Source organism: Streptomyces sp. NPDC090045 (assembly GCF_044747975.1).
In the GTDB taxonomy this organism is placed as follows: domain Bacteria; phylum Actinomycetota; class Actinomycetes; order Streptomycetales; family Streptomycetaceae; genus Streptomyces.
This window is the reverse complement of record NZ_JBIVFA010000005.1, coordinates 248,165-265,604: the sequence shown is the minus strand read 5'-3', so window position 1 is coordinate 265,604 and position 17,440 is coordinate 248,165. Positions and strand designations below refer to the sequence as shown.

At 73.3% G+C, this 17,440-nt stretch carries 16 protein-coding genes; 10 read left to right on the top strand and 6 right to left on the bottom strand.

The window, feature by feature from the left end:
- Positions 1 to 5 precede the first annotated feature (5 nt).
- From ACIPYQ_RS16595 to ACIPYQ_RS16580, 4 genes are all read left to right on the top strand, one after another.
- The gene (locus tag ACIPYQ_RS16595) at positions 6 to 1,934 is read left to right on the top strand and encodes an acetyl/propionyl/methylcrotonyl-CoA carboxylase subunit alpha (protein ID WP_401251428.1); all 1,929 of its coding nucleotides are present in this window, start codon (positions 6 to 8) and stop codon (positions 1,932 to 1,934) included.
- Complete coding sequence (locus tag ACIPYQ_RS16590) at positions 1,931 to 3,136, top strand: acyl-CoA dehydrogenase family protein (RefSeq protein ID WP_401251426.1); 1,206 nt, start codon at positions 1,931 to 1,933, stop codon at positions 3,134 to 3,136. Before ACIPYQ_RS16595 ends, ACIPYQ_RS16590 begins: the two co-directional genes overlap by 4 nt.
- A 255-nt stretch (positions 3,137 to 3,391) precedes the next feature.
- Positions 3,392 to 4,129, top strand: a complete 738-nt coding sequence (locus ACIPYQ_RS16585; RefSeq protein ID WP_401251423.1) for an enoyl-CoA hydratase family protein — start codon at positions 3,392 to 3,394, stop codon at positions 4,127 to 4,129.
- A complete protein-coding gene (locus ACIPYQ_RS16580; RefSeq protein WP_362237711.1) occupies positions 4,117 to 4,722 on the top strand; it encodes a TetR/AcrR family transcriptional regulator in 606 nt (201 codons plus the stop codon). The genes ACIPYQ_RS16585 and ACIPYQ_RS16580 overlap by 13 nt, the downstream gene beginning before the upstream one ends.
- A gap of 6 nt (positions 4,723 to 4,728) precedes the next feature.
- Here the strand turns inward: ACIPYQ_RS16580 and ACIPYQ_RS16575 are convergent, their stop codons facing one another.
- Positions 4,729 to 5,121: a DUF3592 domain-containing protein gene (locus ACIPYQ_RS16575; RefSeq protein ID WP_401251420.1), complete on the bottom strand. Its 393-nt coding sequence runs from the start codon at positions 5,119 to 5,121 to the stop codon at positions 4,729 to 4,731.
- Between the two features lie 141 nt (positions 5,122 to 5,262).
- On the bottom strand, positions 5,263 to 6,369 hold the full coding sequence (locus ACIPYQ_RS16570; RefSeq protein WP_361767035.1) for a citrate synthase 2: 1,107 nt from the start codon (positions 6,367 to 6,369) through the stop codon (positions 5,263 to 5,265).
- A gap of 200 nt (positions 6,370 to 6,569) precedes the next feature.
- Between ACIPYQ_RS16570 and pdxH the strand changes: the two genes are divergently transcribed.
- From pdxH to ACIPYQ_RS16555, 3 genes are all read left to right on the top strand, one after another.
- On the top strand, positions 6,570 to 7,232 hold the full coding sequence (pdxH, locus tag ACIPYQ_RS16565) for a pyridoxamine 5'-phosphate oxidase (RefSeq protein WP_401251417.1): 663 nt from the start codon (positions 6,570 to 6,572) through the stop codon (positions 7,230 to 7,232).
- 365 nt (positions 7,233 to 7,597) lie between these two features.
- Positions 7,598 to 8,215, top strand: a complete 618-nt coding sequence (locus ACIPYQ_RS16560) for a PH domain-containing protein (protein WP_401251414.1) — start codon at positions 7,598 to 7,600, stop codon at positions 8,213 to 8,215.
- 164 nt (positions 8,216 to 8,379) lie between these two features.
- Complete coding sequence (locus ACIPYQ_RS16555; protein ID WP_401251856.1) at positions 8,380 to 9,636, top strand: PAS domain-containing protein; 1,257 nt, start codon at positions 8,380 to 8,382, stop codon at positions 9,634 to 9,636.
- Here ACIPYQ_RS16555 and ACIPYQ_RS16550 read toward each other — a convergent pair.
- On the bottom strand, positions 9,633 to 10,958 hold the full coding sequence (locus tag ACIPYQ_RS16550; RefSeq protein WP_401251411.1) for a serine hydrolase domain-containing protein: 1,326 nt from the start codon (positions 10,956 to 10,958) through the stop codon (positions 9,633 to 9,635). The genes ACIPYQ_RS16555 and ACIPYQ_RS16550 overlap by 4 nt on opposite strands.
- 83 nt (positions 10,959 to 11,041) lie before the next feature.
- A complete protein-coding gene (locus ACIPYQ_RS16545; protein WP_401251408.1) occupies positions 11,042 to 11,797 on the bottom strand; it encodes an SIS domain-containing protein in 756 nt (251 codons plus the stop codon).
- 192 nt (positions 11,798 to 11,989) lie between these two features.
- Between ACIPYQ_RS16545 and ACIPYQ_RS16540 the strand changes: the two genes are divergently transcribed.
- From ACIPYQ_RS16540 to ACIPYQ_RS16530, 3 genes are all read left to right on the top strand, one after another.
- Positions 11,990 to 12,682, top strand: a complete 693-nt coding sequence (locus ACIPYQ_RS16540; protein ID WP_030706734.1) for a metal-dependent transcriptional regulator — start codon at positions 11,990 to 11,992, stop codon at positions 12,680 to 12,682.
- Between the two features lie 360 nt (positions 12,683 to 13,042).
- On the top strand, positions 13,043 to 13,918 hold the full coding sequence (locus ACIPYQ_RS16535; RefSeq protein ID WP_401251405.1) for an alpha/beta fold hydrolase: 876 nt from the start codon (positions 13,043 to 13,045) through the stop codon (positions 13,916 to 13,918).
- Between the two features lie 290 nt (positions 13,919 to 14,208).
- The gene (locus ACIPYQ_RS16530) at positions 14,209 to 14,727 is read left to right on the top strand and encodes a hypothetical protein (protein WP_401251403.1); all 519 of its coding nucleotides are present in this window, start codon (positions 14,209 to 14,211) and stop codon (positions 14,725 to 14,727) included.
- A 99-nt stretch (positions 14,728 to 14,826) separates the two neighbouring features.
- Here the strand turns inward: ACIPYQ_RS16530 and ACIPYQ_RS16525 are convergent, their stop codons facing one another.
- Together ACIPYQ_RS16525 and ACIPYQ_RS16520 are read right to left on the bottom strand one after the other, a co-directional pair.
- The gene (locus ACIPYQ_RS16525) at positions 14,827 to 16,533 is read right to left on the bottom strand and encodes a transporter (protein ID WP_401251400.1); all 1,707 of its coding nucleotides are present in this window, start codon (positions 16,531 to 16,533) and stop codon (positions 14,827 to 14,829) included.
- Positions 16,530 to 17,372, bottom strand: a complete 843-nt coding sequence (locus ACIPYQ_RS16520) for an ABC transporter ATP-binding protein (RefSeq protein ID WP_401251397.1) — start codon at positions 17,370 to 17,372, stop codon at positions 16,530 to 16,532. Before ACIPYQ_RS16520 ends, ACIPYQ_RS16525 begins: the two co-directional genes overlap by 4 nt.
- Between the last annotated feature and the right edge of the window lie 68 nt (positions 17,373 to 17,440).

Sequence of the window (17,440 nt, the reverse complement as noted above, 5' to 3'; positions counted from 1 at the left end):
CGCACATGACGAACCTGACCTCCCTCCTCGTCGCCAACCGCGGCGAGATCGCCGTCCGGATCTTCCGCACCGCCCGCGCCCTGGGCCTGGCCACCGTCGCCGTCCACTCCGATCCGGACGCCGACGCCCTGCACGTGCGCGACGCCGACGCGGCCGTACGCCTGCCGGGCGCGGCCCCCGCCGACACCTACCTGCGCGGCGACCTGATCATCAAGGCCGCCCTCGCCGCCGGCGCCGACGCCGTCCATCCCGGCTACGGCTTCCTCTCCGAGAACGCCGGCTTCGCCCGCGAGGTCCAGGACTCCGGCCTGACCTGGATCGGCCCGCCGCCCGAGGCCATCGAGGCCATGGCCTCCAAGACCCGGGCCAAGGACCTGATGCGCGCCGCCGGGGTCCCGCTCCTGGACCCCGTCGACCCGGCCGCCGCCACCCCCGCGGACCTGCCCCTGCTCCTGAAGGCCGCGGCCGGCGGCGGCGGACGCGGGATGCGCGTGGTCCGCGACCTCGCCGGCCTCAAGGAGGCCCTCGACGCGGCCTCCGCCGAGGCCCGCTCGGCCTTCGGCGACGGCGAGGTCTTCGCCGAGCCCTACGTCGAGCGCGGCCGCCACGTCGAGGTGCAGATCCTCGCCGACGCCCACGGCACCGTCTGGGCGCTCGGCACCCGCGACTGCTCCCTCCAGCGCCGCCACCAGAAGGTCATCGAGGAGGCCCCGGCGCCCGGCCTGCCGCACGCCCTGCGCGAGAGCCTGCACGCCGCCGCCGTAGCCGCCGCCCGCGCCGTCTCCTACCGGGGCGCCGGCACCGTCGAGTTCCTCGTCACCGCCGACGGACGCCCGTACTTCCTGGAGATGAACACCCGCCTCCAGGTCGAACACCCCGTCACCGAAGCCGTCTTCGGCCTCGACCTCGTCGCCCTTCAGCTGCGCGTCGCCGAGGGCGAGGCCCTGCCCCCGTCGCCGCCGGAGCCCACCGGCCACGCCGTCGAGGCCCGCCTCTACGCCGAGGACCCGGCCCAGGACTGGCGCCCGCAGACCGGCACCCTGCACACCCTCGCCATCTCCGGCGAGATCCGCGTGGACACCGGCTTCACCGACGGGGACACCGTCGGCATCCACTACGACCCCATGCTCGCCAAGGTCATCGCCCACGCCCCCACCCGCGCCGAGGCCGTACGGTCCCTCGCCCACGCCCTCGCCGGAGCCCGCATCCACGGGCTGACCACCAACCGCGAGCTCCTCGTACGGTCCCTGCGCCACCCCGAGTTCACCGCCGGGCAGCTCGACACCGGCTTCTACGAGCGCCACCTCGACGCCCTCACCGAGGGGGCACCGGACGCCACCCCGGCGGCCCTCGCCGCCGCCCTCGCCGAGGCGGCCCCCGCTCCGGACGCCCCGCTCGCCGCCCGCCTCGGCGGCTGGCGCAACGTCCGCTCCCAGCCGCAGATCCGCCGCTACGCGGTGGCCGGCGCCGAGTACGAGGTCCGCTACCAGGCCGGCCGGCTCGTCGACCACCCCGGTATCCGGGTCCTGGCCGCCACCCCCACCCTCGTCACCCTCGAAATCGAGGGAATCCGGCGGGTGTTCCACGTGAAACGAAATTCGAACAGTGGGGACGCGACCGAGATCTACGTGGACTCCGCACTCGGCGCCCACACCCTCACCCCCGTCCCCCGCTTCCCCGATCCCCAGGACCGGACCGAACCGGGCTCCCTGCTCGCCCCCATGCCCGGCACCGTCGTCCGCATCGCCGAGGGCCTCGCCCCCGGCAGCCCCGTCACCGCCGGACAGCCCCTGCTCTGGCTGGAGGCCATGAAGATGGAGCACCGCATCCTCGCTCCCGCCTCCGGCACGCTCACCGCGCTCCACGCCGCCACCGGCCAACAGGTGGAATTCGGCGCCCTGCTCGCCGTAGTCCAGGAGGAATCGCAGTCATGAGCTCCGCCACCAGCACCGTCGAAACCGAAGAGCACCAGGCCCTGCGCACGGCGGTCGCCGCCCTCGGGCAGCGCTACGGCCGCGAGTACCTCACCCGCGTCGCCCGCGAGGGCGGCCACCCCGACGAGCTGTGGGCCGACGCCGCGAAGCTCGGCTACCTCGGGGTCAACCTCCCCGAGGAGTACGGCGGCGGGGGCGGCGGCATCGCCGAACTCTCCATCGTCCTGGAGGAACTGGGCGCGGCGGGCTGCCCGCTCCTCATGATGGTGGTCTCGCCCGCCATCTGCGGCACGGTCATCGCCCGCTTCGGCACGGACGCCCAGAAGGAGACCTGGCTCCCGGGCCTCGCCGACGGCAGCCGCACCATGGCCTTCGGCATCACCGAACCCGACGCCGGCTCCAACTCCCACCGGATCACCACCACGGCCCGCCGCGACGATGGGGGCACCTCCCGCTCGAGCGGAGCCGAGAGTGGGGGAGACTGGATCCTCACCGGCCGCAAGGTCTTCATCTCCGGCGTCGACATCGCCGATGCCACCCTCATCGTCGGCCGCACCGAGGACGCCCGGACCGGCAGCCTCAAGCCCTGCCTGTTCATCGTCCCGCGCGACACCCCCGGCTTCTCCCGCTCCGTCATCGACATGGAACTCCAGGCCGCGGAGAAGCAGTTCGAACTGGTCCTGGACGACGTACGCCTGCCCTCCTCCGCCCTGGTCGGCGACGAGGACGCGGGCCTCCTCCAGCTCTTCGCGGGCCTCAACCCCGAACGCATCATGACCGCCGCCTTCGCCATCGGCATGGGCCGCTACGCCCTCGCCAAGGCCGTGGACTACGCGAAGACCCGGCAGGTGTGGAAGGAGCCCATCGGCGCGCACCAAGCCGTGGCCCATCCGCTGGCCGCGGCGCACATCGAGCTCGAACTGGCCCGCCTGATGATGCAGAAGGCTGCCCGCCTGTATGACGCGGGGGACGACATGGGGGCGGGGGAGGCGGCGAACATGGCGAAGTACGCGGCGGGGGAGGCCTGTGTCCACGCGGTGGACCAGGCCGTACACACCCTCGGCGGCAACGGCCTCACCCGCGAGTACGGGCTCGGCTCCCTCATCACCGCCTCCCGCGTGGCCCGGATCGCCCCGGTCAGCCGCGAGATGATCCTCAACTTCATCTCCCACCAAACCCTGGGCCTCCCCAAGTCCTACTAACCCACCACCCCGCGCCTCAATCGCCGGCGAGGCTGAAGGGTGCGGCGGGGCCTGAAGGACCGGGGCTCCGCCCCGAACCCCGCGCCTCAAACGCCGGCGGGGCTGAGAGTGCGGCCTGACGCCGGCCAAATCCAGCCTCGCCGGCGTTTGAGGCGCGGGGTCTGGGGCGGAGCCCCAGGAGCCGAGCCGCAGGCGGCCCGAATACCCTCCCGTGGGAGGACCCGCCCTCACCCGTACACCCCCTCCGGAGGAGACATGACCCCACTCGTGCCCGTCACAACGGCGGCGGGAGTCACCACCCTCACCCTCGACTCCCCGGCCAACCGCAACGCCCTCTCCGCAGAGCTCGTCGCCGCGGCCCGTGCCGCGCTCGCCGATGCCGGGGCGGACCCGGGGGTCCGGGCGCTCGTCCTCACCCACACCGGCAACACCTTCTGCTCCGGGGCCGACCTCAAGTCCCCCAGCGCCCCCGCCGACTTCCTCGCCCTGCTCCGCGAGATCGCCGAGCTGCCCAAGCCCGTGCTCGCCCGCGTCACCGGCCACGTCCGGGCCGGCGGCCTCGGGCTGCTCGGCGTCTGCGACATCGCCGCCGCCGGGCCGAAGTCCACGTACGCCTTCACCGAGACCCACCTCGGCCTCGCCCCCGCGGTGATCTCCATGCCGCTGCTCCCGCGCCTGGACCCGCGCGCCGCCGCCCGTTACTTCCTCACCGCCGAGGCCTTCGACGCCGCCGAGGCCGCCCGGATCGGGCTGCTGACCCTGCACGCCGAGGACGTGGACGAGGCCCTGGAGCCCGTACTCGCCGGCCTGCGCAAGGCCTCCCCGCAGGGCCTGGCCGCGACCAAGGCGCTGACCGCCGCCCCCGTGCGCGAGGCCCTGCGGCGCGACGGCGCCCGGCTGACCGAGCTGTCCGGGGAGCTGTTCGCGTCCGCCGAGGCCCGTGAGGGCATCACCGCCCGCTTCGAGCGCCGGGAACCGTCATGGGCACTGTGACGGGCGCGGCAGGCGCCGTCGGCCCCAAGCAGGCGCGCAGCCGCGTCACCCGCCGCCACCTCCTGGAGGCGGCCGTGTCCTGTCTGGCGGAACACGGCTGGGCCGGTTCCACCGTCTCCGTCGTCGCCGAACGGGCCGGCGTCTCGCGCGGAGCCGCCCAGCACCACTTCCCGACCCGCGAGGACCTGTTCACCGCGGCCGTCGAGTACGTCGCCGAGGAGCGCTCCACGGCGCTGCGCGACCTGTTCCACGCCGGCCCGGCCGCCCGCCCCGTCGTGGTGGAGGCGCTCGTGGACCTCTACACGGGCACCCTCTTCCGGGCCGCGCTCCAGCTGTGGGTCGCCGCCTCCAACGAGGAGCAGCTGCGCCCCCGGGTCACCGAACTGGAGGCCCGGGTCGGCCGCGAGACCCACCGGATCGCCGTGGAGCTGCTGGGCGCCGACGAGTCCGCGCCGGGCGTACGGGAGACCGTGCAGGGGCTCCTCGACATGGCCCGCGGGCTGGGCCTGGCCAACGTCCTCACCGACGACACGGCGCGCCGGGCCCGCGTGGTGGCCCAGTGGGCCCGCATCCTTGACGCGGCTCTCGGCTGAGCCCGCTCAGCCGAACTCGGACACGGACGCCAGCACGATCGCGAGGGACATTCCCATCAGCCCGAACAGGTCGTAGTTGCGCCAGGGGGCCCGCCGGGCAGCGAGCGTGGTCTCGGCCCTGGACGGGTCCCGCGGGTCGTACAGCACCTCGACCGCGTCCCCCTCACGCGTCCCGGCAGGGCAGTCGCCCTCGCCCGCCAGGTGCGTGCGCGTGCGCCCGTCGGGCGTCGAGTAGCGCAGCGTGAGCCGGGCCGGGCCGCCCTCCGAGGGCCGCTGTACGGCGGAACAGTGGGCCCGTACGGCGACCCCGCGCCGGCGCAGCACCAGGCGGCGCCGCAGCGCGAGCACGGCGAACAGCAGCGCCCCGAGGCCGAGGACGAGGTAGGGGATCTTGTGCACGGGTGCTCCGGCAGAGGGCAGACGGCAGACGGTAGAAGGCAGAAGGTAGACGGCAGGGGTCCGGGAAACGCGGCGGGGGCGCCGCGCCCCGGAGGAGTCCGGGAAACGCGGCGCCCCCGCGGCGGCGGGCGGCCGGGCCGGTCACGCGGTCGAGGCGATGTCCGCGTAGCCCTCGATCTCCTGCGGGTTGCGCCGGCCCGGGCCGGTGTAGCGGGCCGACGGCCGCACCAGGCGGCCCGTGCGCTTCTGCTCCAGGATGTGCGCCGACCAGCCGGCGGTGCGGGCGCAGCTGAACATGGAGGTGAACATGTGCGCCGGGACCTCCGCGAAGTCCAGCATGATCGCGGCCCAGAACTCCACGTTGGTGGCCAGCACCCGGTCGGGGCGGCGCGCGTGCAGTTCCTCCAGCGCGGCCTTCTCCAGCGCGGCGGCCACCTCGTAGCGCGGCGCGTCGAGCTCCTTGGCGGTGCGCCGCAGCACGCGGGCGCGCGGGTCCTCGGCCCGGTACACGCGGTGTCCGAAGCCCATCAGCCGCTCGCCCTTGTCCAGGGCCTTCTTCACGTACGCCACGGCGTCGCCGGTGCGCTCGATCTCCTCGATCATGCCGAGCACGCGGGAGGGCGCGCCGCCGTGCAGCGGCCCGGACATGGCGCCCACGGCGCCGGACAGCGCGGCGGCGACGTCCGCTCCGGTCGACGCGATCACGCGCGCGGTGAAGGTGGAGGCGTTCATGCCGTGCTCGGCGGCCGAGGTCCAGTACGCGTCGACGGCCTTGACGTGCTTCGGGTCCGGCTCGCCCCGCCAGCGGATCATGAACCGCTCGACCACGGACTCGGCCTTGTCGATCTCCCGCTGCGGAACCATGGGCAGGCCCTGGCCGCGGGCGGACTGGGCGACGTACGACAGCGCCATCACGGCCGCGCGCGCCAGGTCGTCGCGGGCGGTCTGCTCGTCGATGTCCAGCAGCGGCTTCAGGCCCCACACGGGGGCGAGCATCGCGAGCGCGGACTGCACGTCGACGCGGATGTCACCGGAGTGGACGGGGATGGGGAAGGGCTCGGCGGCCGGCAGGCCGGGGTTGAAGGCACCGTCGACCAGCAGGCCCCAGACGTTCCCGAAGGAGACGTGCCCGACGAGGTCCTCGATGTCGACCCCGCGGTAGCGGAGGGAACCGCCTTCCTTATCCGGTTCGGCGATCTCGGTCTCGAACGCGACGACCCCTTCGAGCCCGGGTACGAAGTCGGACATCAGGCGGCTCCTCAGATAGTGCGAACACGCGCGGCTCCCGGCGTGACTCGCGGTCCGGCGCGGTCATCCCCGTTGATGCCCGGCACGGCCGTTGGTCACCCGCGTGGCGACCTTCGGACCGGCCCCAAGATTTTGGCCGCTCCGCCCCGACTGCGGAAGCGTGACATACGGCACACCGCCGGCGGCCCGGCTGCGGCAGGATGGCCAGCGTGACCGATCAGGACATTGACCCCGCCACGATGCGCAAGCAGTACCGCTCGGAAATCGTCCTCGAGGAGACCCTCGCCGAGCATCCGATGGACCAGTTCGCCCTGTGGTTCCAGCAGGCCGCGGACTCGCACCTCTTCGAACCGAACGCCATGGTCGTCTCGACGGCCACGTCCGACGGCCGGCCCAGTTCGCGCACGGTGCTGATGAAGCAGTTCGACGGGCGCGGCTTCGTCTTCTTCACCAACTACGCCTCCCGCAAGGGCCGCGAGCTCGCCGAGAACCCGCACGTCGCCCTGCTCTTCCCCTGGCACCCCATCTCGCGCCAGGTGATCGTCACCGGCACCGCGTCCCGCATCGGCCGCGACGAGACGGCGGCGTACTTCCGCTCCCGTCCGCACGGCTCGCAGCTGGGCGCCTGGGCGAGCGATCAGTCGAGCGTGATCGGCTCCCGCGCGGAACTGGACCGCCGCTACGCCGAGCTCGACGCCCGCTATCCGGAGGGCGAGCAGGTCCCGGTCCCGCCGGAGTGGGGCGGCCTGCGCGTGGTCCCGGAAGAGATGGAGTTCTGGCAGGGCCACGAGAACCGCCTGCACGACCGGCTGCGCTACGTCCTGGACGCGGGCAAGTGGCGGGTCGAGCGGCTCTGCCCGTAGCGGTGCGGCGCCGGGCGGGAGGGCGCGGCCGGCGGGCCCGCCCGTAAACGCAGGCGACCCGCGGGCTCTGGGTCTCTCTCCTGCAGTGAGAGAAGCCGGCCGGACGTACCGGCGAGCCCGCGGGTCGGGTGACTGCTGTGGATTGGCGCCTGGCGATCCCGCCGGGCACCGCACTGGGTGCGTGCGACGACGGGCGCTTAGCCCGCAGCCACCTCACGCGTCCGGTTTCCGTACATTGCGGCAACCACCTCCCTTCTCGTGTACGTCCGAGCCTAGGCAGGCGTCGCGGCAGCCACAACTGTTTATTTGCCCGCCGTGGTGGGAGAGAGTGGCGCCTGTACGGAGGAAGATCCAAAGGGGGAGACGTGCAGGAAGTGATGCGGCCACGCGAGTACCGGAGGGGCCCACAGGACTGGCGTTTCCACGCCATGATCGCCCTCGGGCTGGGGAGCCTCTGCCTGAAGCTCCAGGACGGGCCGTGGTCCGACGGGGTCACGTTGCTGCTCACCGGCCTGACCCTGGTCCTCTTCGGACTCGTCGGGTACAGCCTGCGGTTCAGGTTCACCACCGTCGACGATCAGGGCATCACCACGGGCACCTGGTGCCGCGTGCACCGGCTCCCCTGGGACGAGATCCACGACATCCGCACCGTTGCCACCGCCGAGGCCGCCCCCGGACCCACGACCCTCACGTACGCCTACCGGACCGACGGCCGGCGCGTCCTGCTGAGGTGCGTCGACGACGACGAGCTGCCGGTCCTCGACCTGGAGGTCGCCATCCTCCGGTCCCTCCTGCGGGAGCGGCGCCCGGCCCACTGGGCCCCGGACCCGCAGGCGGAGCCGCACATCGCCCGCCAGACGGCGCGGGAGGGCCGCGTGGACCGGTTCTTCCTGTGGATGACGACGGAGCTGATGCTCGTCGTGGGCGCCGTCTTCGTCGGCTTCCTCGTGGTGGGGTGCATCGCCCACGGCGCGTTCTTCTGACCGGATTTCCCGCACCCAATCCGCGGAAAGCAGTGTGGGCTGCGTCACGTTCCAGTTGAATGATCCGACGTGCCGCACACGCGAACACCTGCTGGGGGTGCCAGGTGACTGCTTCCGGACGTAACGAGACCGCCGACGATCTGCTCGCAGCGCTGCTGGACGGGATGGACGCCGCCTTGTGCGCGTTCGACGCCGACGGCGTGATCACCCACTGGAACCGCGAGGCCGAGCGGATCCTCGGCTGGTCCGCGGGCGAGGCCGTGGGACGCAAGGGATTCGAGGGGTGGGCGGTGCGGGCCGCCGACGCGCACGACGTGCAGGACAGACTCATGGCCGCCCAGCACGTGCCCGGCCGGCAGGTGCACGAGTTCGCGCTGCTCACCAAGGACGGCGGGCGCGTCCTCGTACGGACCCAGTCCGCCGGGGTGCCGGGCGCGGACGGAAAACCCGCCGGCGTGTACTGCGCCTTCAGCGAGGTGCACGCGCAGATCGACCTGGAGCGGTCGATCGCGCTGAGCGAGGCCCTGATGGAGGACGCCTCCTGGGGCGTCGTCCTCGTCGACGTCGACCTGCGGCCCGCCGTGGTCAACGCGCACGCCGCGCGCGCCTTCGGGACCGGCCGCACCGCCCTCCTCGGACGCCCGCTCGGGGAGCTGCTCACCCAGGGCGTGGAGGAGCTCGAAGGCGCGCTCCAGCACGTGCTCGCCGAGGGGGCGCCGCCCGCGCCGGTCGAGATGTGGGTGTCGGTGCGCACCGCCGAGGGGGTGCGGCGCAGGTGCTGGCGGTGCGGGTTCCTGCGGCTGGCCTCGCCGCTCGCGGAGGAGCCGGTGCCGCTGGGCGTCGGCTGGCTGTTCCAGGACGTCACCCAGGCCCGGCAGGAGCAGCTGGACACCGCGCAGCTGCGGTTCCGGTCGCACCAGCTCCACCGTGCCGGGCGGGCCGCCGCCGAGTGCGAGGACCCGGCCGAGGCGGCCGCCGTACGTCTGGACTTCGCCCTGGCCGGTTTCGCCGAGCACGCCCTGCTGGACGTACTGGATCCCGCGGCCGACCCCGAGCGGCGAAGGCTCGTACGGTCCGCCGCGTCCCCGCCGGTGCTGCCGGGGCCCGGGTCGATCCCGGTCCGGTACGCGGCCGGGCATCCGGCCCTCCAGGCCCTGGACCGGATCGGCTCGGTGCGCACCAGTGCCCCGCGCGGCGAGGCGGACGCGGAGTGGGCGCGGGCCCGGCAGTGGCCCGAGGGCGCGGCGCACGTGCTGTGCACGGTGCTGCGCAGCCGGGGGCGGACGCTGGGCGCGCTGACGTTCGTACGCGGGCCCACGCGGGTGGCCTTCGAGCGTGCGGACGCGGAGTACGCGGAGGAGGTCGCGGCCCGGGTGGCCGCCGATCTGGACCTGGCGGCGGGAGGGCACCTGCCGGGCTAGCGCCCGCCCTCGTTCCCGCCCTCGTCGCCGTTCCCGTTCCCGCTCTCGTTCCCGTTCTGGTTCTCGCCGATTTGCGACGGGGAGGGCAGGGACCACAGGTGCTCCGGGGTGACGATCTGCGTGACGGCCCGGCCGATCGTGGTGCTGTACGAGCCGCCGCGGTCGACGTCGGAGTTGACGAGGACGACCAGCGTGGCCTTCTGCTGCGGCAGTTGGGCCGCGATGGTCTCGTAGCCGGGCAGCTCGCCGTTGTGCCCGAGCCAGCCGTTGACGTCGGCGATGCCGAGGCCGTACGAGATCCCCGGCACGCCCACCGGCCCGGTGCGCAGCCGCTGCGCCTGCGTGGCGGGGGTCAGCAGCCGGCCGTCCGCCAGCGCCGGGGCCCAGGTGTGCAGGTCGTCGAGGTCGGAGACGACGGCTCCGGCGGCCCAGGCCCAGGAGGGGTTCCAGGTGGTGGCGTCGGTGACGGTGCCGTCCGGGGTGAAGTCGGTGTAGCCCTGCGCGTGCGGTTCGGGCAGGACGGCGTCGGTGGGCAGGGAGGTGCTGGTCAGCTTCAGCGGCCCGAACACGTGCTCCTGGAGGAAGGTGTGCAGCGGCTGTCCGGCGGTCTTCTCGATGACCAGGCCGAGCAGCACGGTGTTGGTGTTGCTGTACTCCCACTTCGCGCCCGGGGCGAAGTTCGCCGGGTGGGCGAAGGCGTGGTCGAGGAGCTGCTGCGGGGTGTAGGAGCGGTGCGGGTCGGCGCGCACGGAGTCGAGGAACTTCGGGTCGCTGGTGTAGTCGTACAGGCCGCTGCGCATGGCGGCGAGTTGGCGGAGGGTGATCTTTTCGCCACCGGGGACGCCGTCCAGGTACGTCGAGACCGGGGCGTCGAGCCGGACGCGGCCCTGGTCGACGAGCTGGAGGAGGGCGGTGACGGTGAAGGTCTTCGTCACGCTGCCGATGCGCGTGTGGAGGCCGGTCTTCATGGGCGTGCCGGATGCCGTGTCGGACACGCCGAAGGACTTCACGTAGTCGCCGCGCCCGGGCAGCCACACGCCGACGGTCACGCCCGGGATCCCGTCCTTCTTCATCGCCGCGGTGATCGCGGCGTCGAGCCGGGCGACGGTGGCCGGGTCGAGGTCCTGGTTCACGGGGCCCCGGCCCACCACGGCGGCGGGGGGCGCCGCCTCGGCGGGCGGGGCGGCGCCGACGCCCGTCACGAAGAGCAGGAGGGCCGCCGCGCCGGCCTGCAGGGTCCGGCGCGCGGCGTGCGCGGTGTGCGGGACGCGCGGGGCGTGCGGTGCGGAGGGTTCGGGGCTCGGGACGGGAGTGGCGGACATGCCCGGTCACCTCTGATGTGCGGGGCCCCGAGTTCCGTACCCGTCCATCGTAGGAACGGGGTGGGGGCGCGGCGACCGCTCGCTCAGTGGCGGAAGAAGATCCGGTCGCCGTACTCCTGCATCACGCGGCCGTTCCACTCGTGGCCGCCGTCGACGTTGCCCGAGCGCAGCAGCGGCGGCTCCACCCCGCGCGCGGCGAGCTCGCCGGCCGCGGCCGCCATGACCGCCTGCATGATCGCGCTGGTCACGACGGTGGAGGCGGGGGCGAAGGGCGCGTCGATGCCGTCGACGCTGAGCTCGGCGTCCCCGACCGCGATCTTGCTGTCGAGGACGATGTCGCAGTGGTCCTTGAGGAAGCTGCCGGAGACGTGCCGCGACTTGGTCCCGGTCGCGTACGCCACCGAGGTCACGCCGATGACCTTGAGGCCGATGGCGCGGGCGTTCATGGCCATCTCGACGGGCAGGGCGTTGCGCCCGGAGAGGGAGATGATCACGAGGACGTCGCCGTCGGAGGCGGGGCTGCTGTCCAGGACGGCGGCGGCGAGGCCGTCGACCCGTTCCAGGGCGCTGCCCAGGGTCGCGGGCATGACGTCGATGCCGACGGTGCCGGGGACGGCGAGGAAGTTCATCAGGGCCATGCCGCCGGCCCGGTAGACCACGTCCTGGGCGGGCAGCGAGGAGTGCCCGGCGCCGAAGGCGAAGAGCCGGTTGCCGGAGGCGACGGCGTCGGCGACGAGGGAGCCGGCCTCCGCGATGTGCGGGGCCTCCTCGTCCCGCACCCGCTCCAGCAGACCGATGGCGGCGTCGAAGAACTGACCGGCCAGCTTGCTCTCGCTCATACGACGATGGCCCTTCCGGAGGTGGGGGGTGCGTCCGTGTCCGCCGCTCACCGTGCGGTCTGGACCAAGGGCGTGTCAATACGAACGCCACGAGATGTCCGGGACCCGTCTTGACGCTCGGCACGGGACGGTTGTCGGCCCGATGCGTCAGAATTGGGGACAGGGCCAGCGCACGCAATCCGAGGGGCACGAATGTCCGGACTGATCGATACCACGGAGATGTATCTCCGCACCATCCTCGAGCTGGAAGAGGAAGGCGTGGTCCCCATGCGCGCCCGCATCGCCGAGCGGCTCGACCAGAGCGGCCCGACGGTGAGCCAGACCGTGGCGCGCATGGAGCGCGACGGTCTGGTGGCCGTGGCGAGCGACCGCCACCTGGAGCTGACGGAGGAGGGGCGGCGGCTGGCGACGCGCGTGATGCGCAAGCACCGGCTCGCGGAGTGCCTGCTCGTCGACGTCATCGGCCTGGAGTGGGAGCAGGTGCACGCCGAGGCCTGCCGCTGGGAGCACGTGATGAGCGAGGCGGTGGAGCGGCGGGTGCTGGAGCTGCTGCGCCACCCGACCGAATCGCCGTACGGGAATCCGATCCCGGGGCTGGAGGAGCTGGGCGAGAAGGCCGAGGCGGACCCGTTCCTGGAGGACGGCATGGTCAGCCTGTCCGAGCTCGACCCGGGCACGGAGGGCAAGACCGTGGTCGTACGCCGGATCGGCGAGCCGATCCAGACGGACGCCCAGCTGATGTACACGCTCCGGCGGGCGGGCGTACAGCCCGGCTCGGTGGTGAGCGTGACGGAGTCCCCGGGGGGTGTGCTGGTCGGCAGTGGCGGCGAGGCCGCGGAGCTGGACGCGGAGGTCGCCTCCCACGTTTTCGTGGCGAAGCGCTGACCTCGGCGACGCGGACGACCTGGACGACCTCTACGACCTCGACGCGGGCGATCGCGAGCGCCGGCGTCGATTCGTTGCCGGAGCGGATTCGTTTCGTTGGACTGGTGGGAAGTGGGCGGTCCCGGCGCCTCGCGGCGCCGGGACCGGTCCTCCCCTTGTGACCCGGAGCCCCGAGCTCTCAAGGTCTCCCCTTCGGACCGTCTTCCCCGAGCGGCCCGCCTCCCTGTTGAAAGGATCTCCATCGGCAGCGGCGGCCAATCCTTGAGCAAGGTCACTCGAAAGAGCGGTGTTGTAGGCGAGAACCCCGTTTTCGAATACGGGTTCGATAGTCTGGCGGGGAGCGAAGGGGGTGCATCTGCGGTGGTACAGCGCGTCGATGTGACAGGGGCCGGAGGTGTCCGCCTGGCCGCCTGGGAGTTTCGCGAAGCGGCCGCAGAGGCCGACCCCCGCCCCGGGGTGCTGTTACTGCACGGGCTGATGGGCCGCGCCTTCCATTGGTCCGGCACCGCCCGCTGGCTCCGCGAGAACCGCCGCGTGGTGGCCCTGGACCAGCGGGGGCACGGGCAGAGCGACCGCCCGCCCGGCGGCCCCGACGTCCACACCTCCTTCGGGCGCGAGGCGTTCGTGGCCGACGCCGAGGCCGCCGTCGAGCAGCTCGGCCTCGCCCCCGTGACCCTGATCGGCCACTCCATGGGCGCCCTCACCGCCTGGCAGCTCGCGGCCCGCCGCCCGGACCTGGTCGAAGCCCTCGTCATCTGCGACATGCGCGCCTCGGCCCTCGGCGCGGCCTCCCAGCAGGAGTGGGAGGACTGGTTCCACCGCTGGCCCCTGCCCTTTCCCACCCAGGACGCGGCCCGCCGCTGGTTCGGTGAGGACGACCCCCGGGTGGAGCGCCCCGACCCCGGCCGCGGTGCCTTCTTCGCCGAGGTCATGCACGAGGCCCCGGACGGCTGGCGCCCCCTCTTCTCCCGCCGCCAGATGCTGAGGGCCCGCGAGACCTGGGTCCACGACGCGCACTGGGAGGAGCTGGCCCAGGTCCGCTGCCCGACCCTCGTGGTCCGCGGCCTGGACGGCGAGCTGGGCCGGGCCGAGGCCCAGGAGATGGTCCGCGTCCTCCCTGCCGGCCAGTACGCGGAGATCCCCGACGCCGGCCACTACCTCCACTACGACCAGCCGAACGCTTGGCGCGCAGCCCTGGAGCCCTTCCTGGACGGCATCAAGGCCGAGGCACCGTGACGGGCCCGGGCATCCCGCGTCCGGCGAACGCCATGGCCTGGAGCAGGACGCGGCCGACCGGGTCGTGACGGGAAGGCCAGCCGGCTTCGAGGGAGACACGGGCGCGGGTGCCCTGGGTGAGCCGGCGGTTCGGGTCAGCACGGAGGTCCCCCTTCGGCCAGGTTCGACTCCGGATCCGGTCAGGGAGGGCGGTGTCAGCGGTCTGTCAGTGGGGTGTCCGGGGGCTGTCAGGGGGCGGGGTCATGGTTACGACGTCACCAGGCAGGCCCCCCAGAAACGAGGAACCCCCGATGAACGCCGTTGCCGCCCTGCAGATCCTGATCGCCCTCGCCTTCCTGAGCATCCCGCTCGTCCGCAGCCGCTACGGGGCCCGCGCCCAGGCCGCCGTCGAGGCCGAGCTGGGCCGGCAGGGAGTGCGCACCACGGTCATGGCCGAGAACGGCATGCGCCTCGACGCCGGCGGTCACGAGACGTGGGCCCCCGTCGGGATCGCCCTGGCCCTGGCCGTCCCGGCCGTGCTCTCCCTCGCCGGCAACTCCTGGGGCGAGACGCTCTCCTGGGTCGTCCAGCCCCTGGTCCTCCTCGTGAACTGCGTGATCCTCTACTCGAACCTGACCGCCGTGCCGTCCGTCACCGCCGCCTTCGCCAAGAGCGGTGACGCCGAACTGCAGCGCATAGACGTCAGGTCCATGCTCGCCGCCGCCGAACAGGGCTTCCCCCGCTGGGTGATGCCGTACCTGCAGAACCTCCGCCACGCCGTCGTGTTCACCGGCTCCCTCGCCGTGCTCGTCCTGCTCGCCGCCCGGTGATCCCCGCGGCACCGCGCCGGACCCGCAGGCGCGGAAAGGGCCGGTCTCCGCCCCCGAGAGGGAGCGGAGGCCGGCCCTTTCGCCGCTCTCAGCCGGTCGTCAGCCCTTGCTGACCGCCCACAGGATCTCCGGCAGCTTCCGTGCCACCGTCGGGGCCGCCAGTCGCAGGCCCGCCCAGGTGGCCAGCGCGCCCCAGGCCACGCCCAAGGGGAGCACGATCCAGGAGACGTCCTGGTGGTCGGCCACGTTGAGCCAGATCGTCAGGGCGATCACCGGGGCGCAGACCACCGCCGAGGCCAGCATCCCGCCGAAGATGCCCGACCAGGCGAGTCCGGCCTGGCCGGGGACGACGTTCTTGAAGGCGCCGTCCGACGGGATGGAGTACGGGAAGCGGGCCGAGGCCAGCGCCCCCGTGCAGAGCATCGAGCCCAGCAGGGCCAGGGCCAGGCCCGTGGCCGCCGGGAAGCCGCTCCAGTTGCCGACCAGCGCGGCCGTGACCGCGGTGACGACGACCGTGTACGGGACCGTGACGAGGGCCAGCGCGGCGGCGCGGGCGCGCAGTTCCACGTACGCCTCGCGGGTGCCGGAGATGGTCTGCGCGACCATCCAGAACGCCGAGGTGTCCTGCCCGAACTGGTTGTACATCTGGACGCCCAGCATGCCCGCGCCGAAGCAGGCGAGGTAGAGGGATCCGGTGCCCTGGAGGGCGTTGAAGACCGGGACGATCAGGCCGATCGCCAGGGCGGTCACCCAGGAGGCCTTGGTCTTCGGGTCGCGGACGGCGTAGCGCAGGGTGCGCTGCATGGCCGCGCCCGTCCGGCCGGCGGGCAGCAGGGACCAGAAGCCGCCGGTGCCCCGCTCCTTCGTCGGCCGGGCGGCCGCGATGGTCGAGCCGTCCGGTGTGACCATCAGCTTGGTCAGGCTCCGCTCCCAGAACCACAGGAGGCCGGCCAGGGCGGCGAGGGTCAGGGCCAGCTGGGCGGCCGCCTCCCCGTACGCGCCCTCGCTCGCCGAGTCCACCATCCCGACGGCGGTCGCCGGCGGCAGCCACCGCACCACCGCTTCGGCGGGCTCCAGCGTCGACATGCCGCCCGCCTGGAACAGCCGCTGGCTGCCGAAGTTGACCAGCTGGGCGCCCACCGCGATCAGCAGACCGCTGAGCAGGGCCAGGTCACGCCCCTTGCGGCTGGTCAGCAGCCGCACGTTGGCCGTGGCCACCGCCCGTGCGAGGGCCACGCAGCCGAGCAGCAGGAGCGGCGCGGCCACCACCGCGGCCACCGCCCCGGCGGCGCCGCGCGCGACGGCCACCACCGAGCCGATCGCGAGGCACAGCGTGAACATCGGCCCGATGCCGACCAGCGAGGAGGCGAAGAGGGCCTGGACGAGGGGGCGCGGGCGCAGCGGCAGCATGACCAGCCGGCTGGGGTCGAGCGTCTCGTCTCCGGCGGGGAAGAACAGCGGCATGAACGCCCAGGCGAGCGCCAGGATCCCGGCCAGCAGGACGACGACCGTGCCCGCGTGGGCGTTCCCGCGCAGCAGGGCCAGGCCGAACGTGAGGAAGAAGCCGACGAGCAGGGCGAACGCGAGCGTCGAGAAGTAGGCGGCCTTGCGCTTCGAGGAGCCCTTCAGGCCGTTGCGCAGGAGCGACAGCTTGAGGCGGATGAAGATCGGGGTCAGCGGGACCGTCGCGACGGAGGTGACGGAGGTGACGGAGGTGACGGAAGGGGCCGACGAGGCGGCAGTGCCGACACCGGCACCGGCCCCGCTACCGGTCGCCCCCGCGGCAGGGGTGGCGGGCGAGCTCATCGCGCGACCGTCCCGGAGCCGCCGCCGAGCCACTCCAGCGAGTCCCCGGCCGCGTCGCGGCCCTGCGCGCCGACCAGTTCGAGGAAGGCCGCCTGGAGGGAGGGCGCGGAGCCCCGTACGTCGGCCAGCGGGCCCGCGGCGCGGATCCGGCCGGCGGCCATCACCGCCACCCAGTCGCACAGCGACTCGACGAGCTCCATCACGTGGGAGGAGAAGACGACCGTGGCGCCGGACCCGGTGTAACGTTCCAGCACCCCGCGGATGGTCTGCGCCGACACCGGGTCGACGCCCTCGAACGGCTCGTCCAGGAACAGCACTTCGGGGTTGTGCAGCAGCGCGGCCGCCAGGCCGATCTTCTTCCGCATGCCCGTCGAGTAGTCCACGACCAGCTTGTGCTGCGAACCCGCGAGGTCGAGGACGTCCAGCAGCTGCGTCGCCCGCTTGTCCGTCTCCTCGCCCGGCAGCCCGCGCATGCGGCCCATGTAGCCGAGCAGTTCGCGCCCCGACAGCCGCTCGAAGAGCCGCAGGCCCTCGGGCAGTACGCCGATCCGCGCCTTCACCTCGGTCGGGTCCGCCCACACGTCGTGCCCCGCCACGAAGACCCGCCCCATGTCCGGCCGCAGCAGGCCGGTCACCATCGACAGGGTCGTCGTCTTGCCCGCGCCGTTCGGGCCCACCAGGCCGATGAACTGGCCCGCGGGGAGCTCCAAGTCGATCCCGGCGACGGCCACCTGCTCGCCGAAGCGCTTCCACAGACCTTCCACCCGCACGGCGGACGGCGCGGTCACCGCGCCACCCGTCCCGTACGTCCCACCCGTCGCATCGCCCTGGTCCGGCATGCGCCTGCCTCTCTTGCGTCCCCGTTGGTCGTTCCTTCCTCACCATAGGAGGAGGGGGAGAGGCCCGA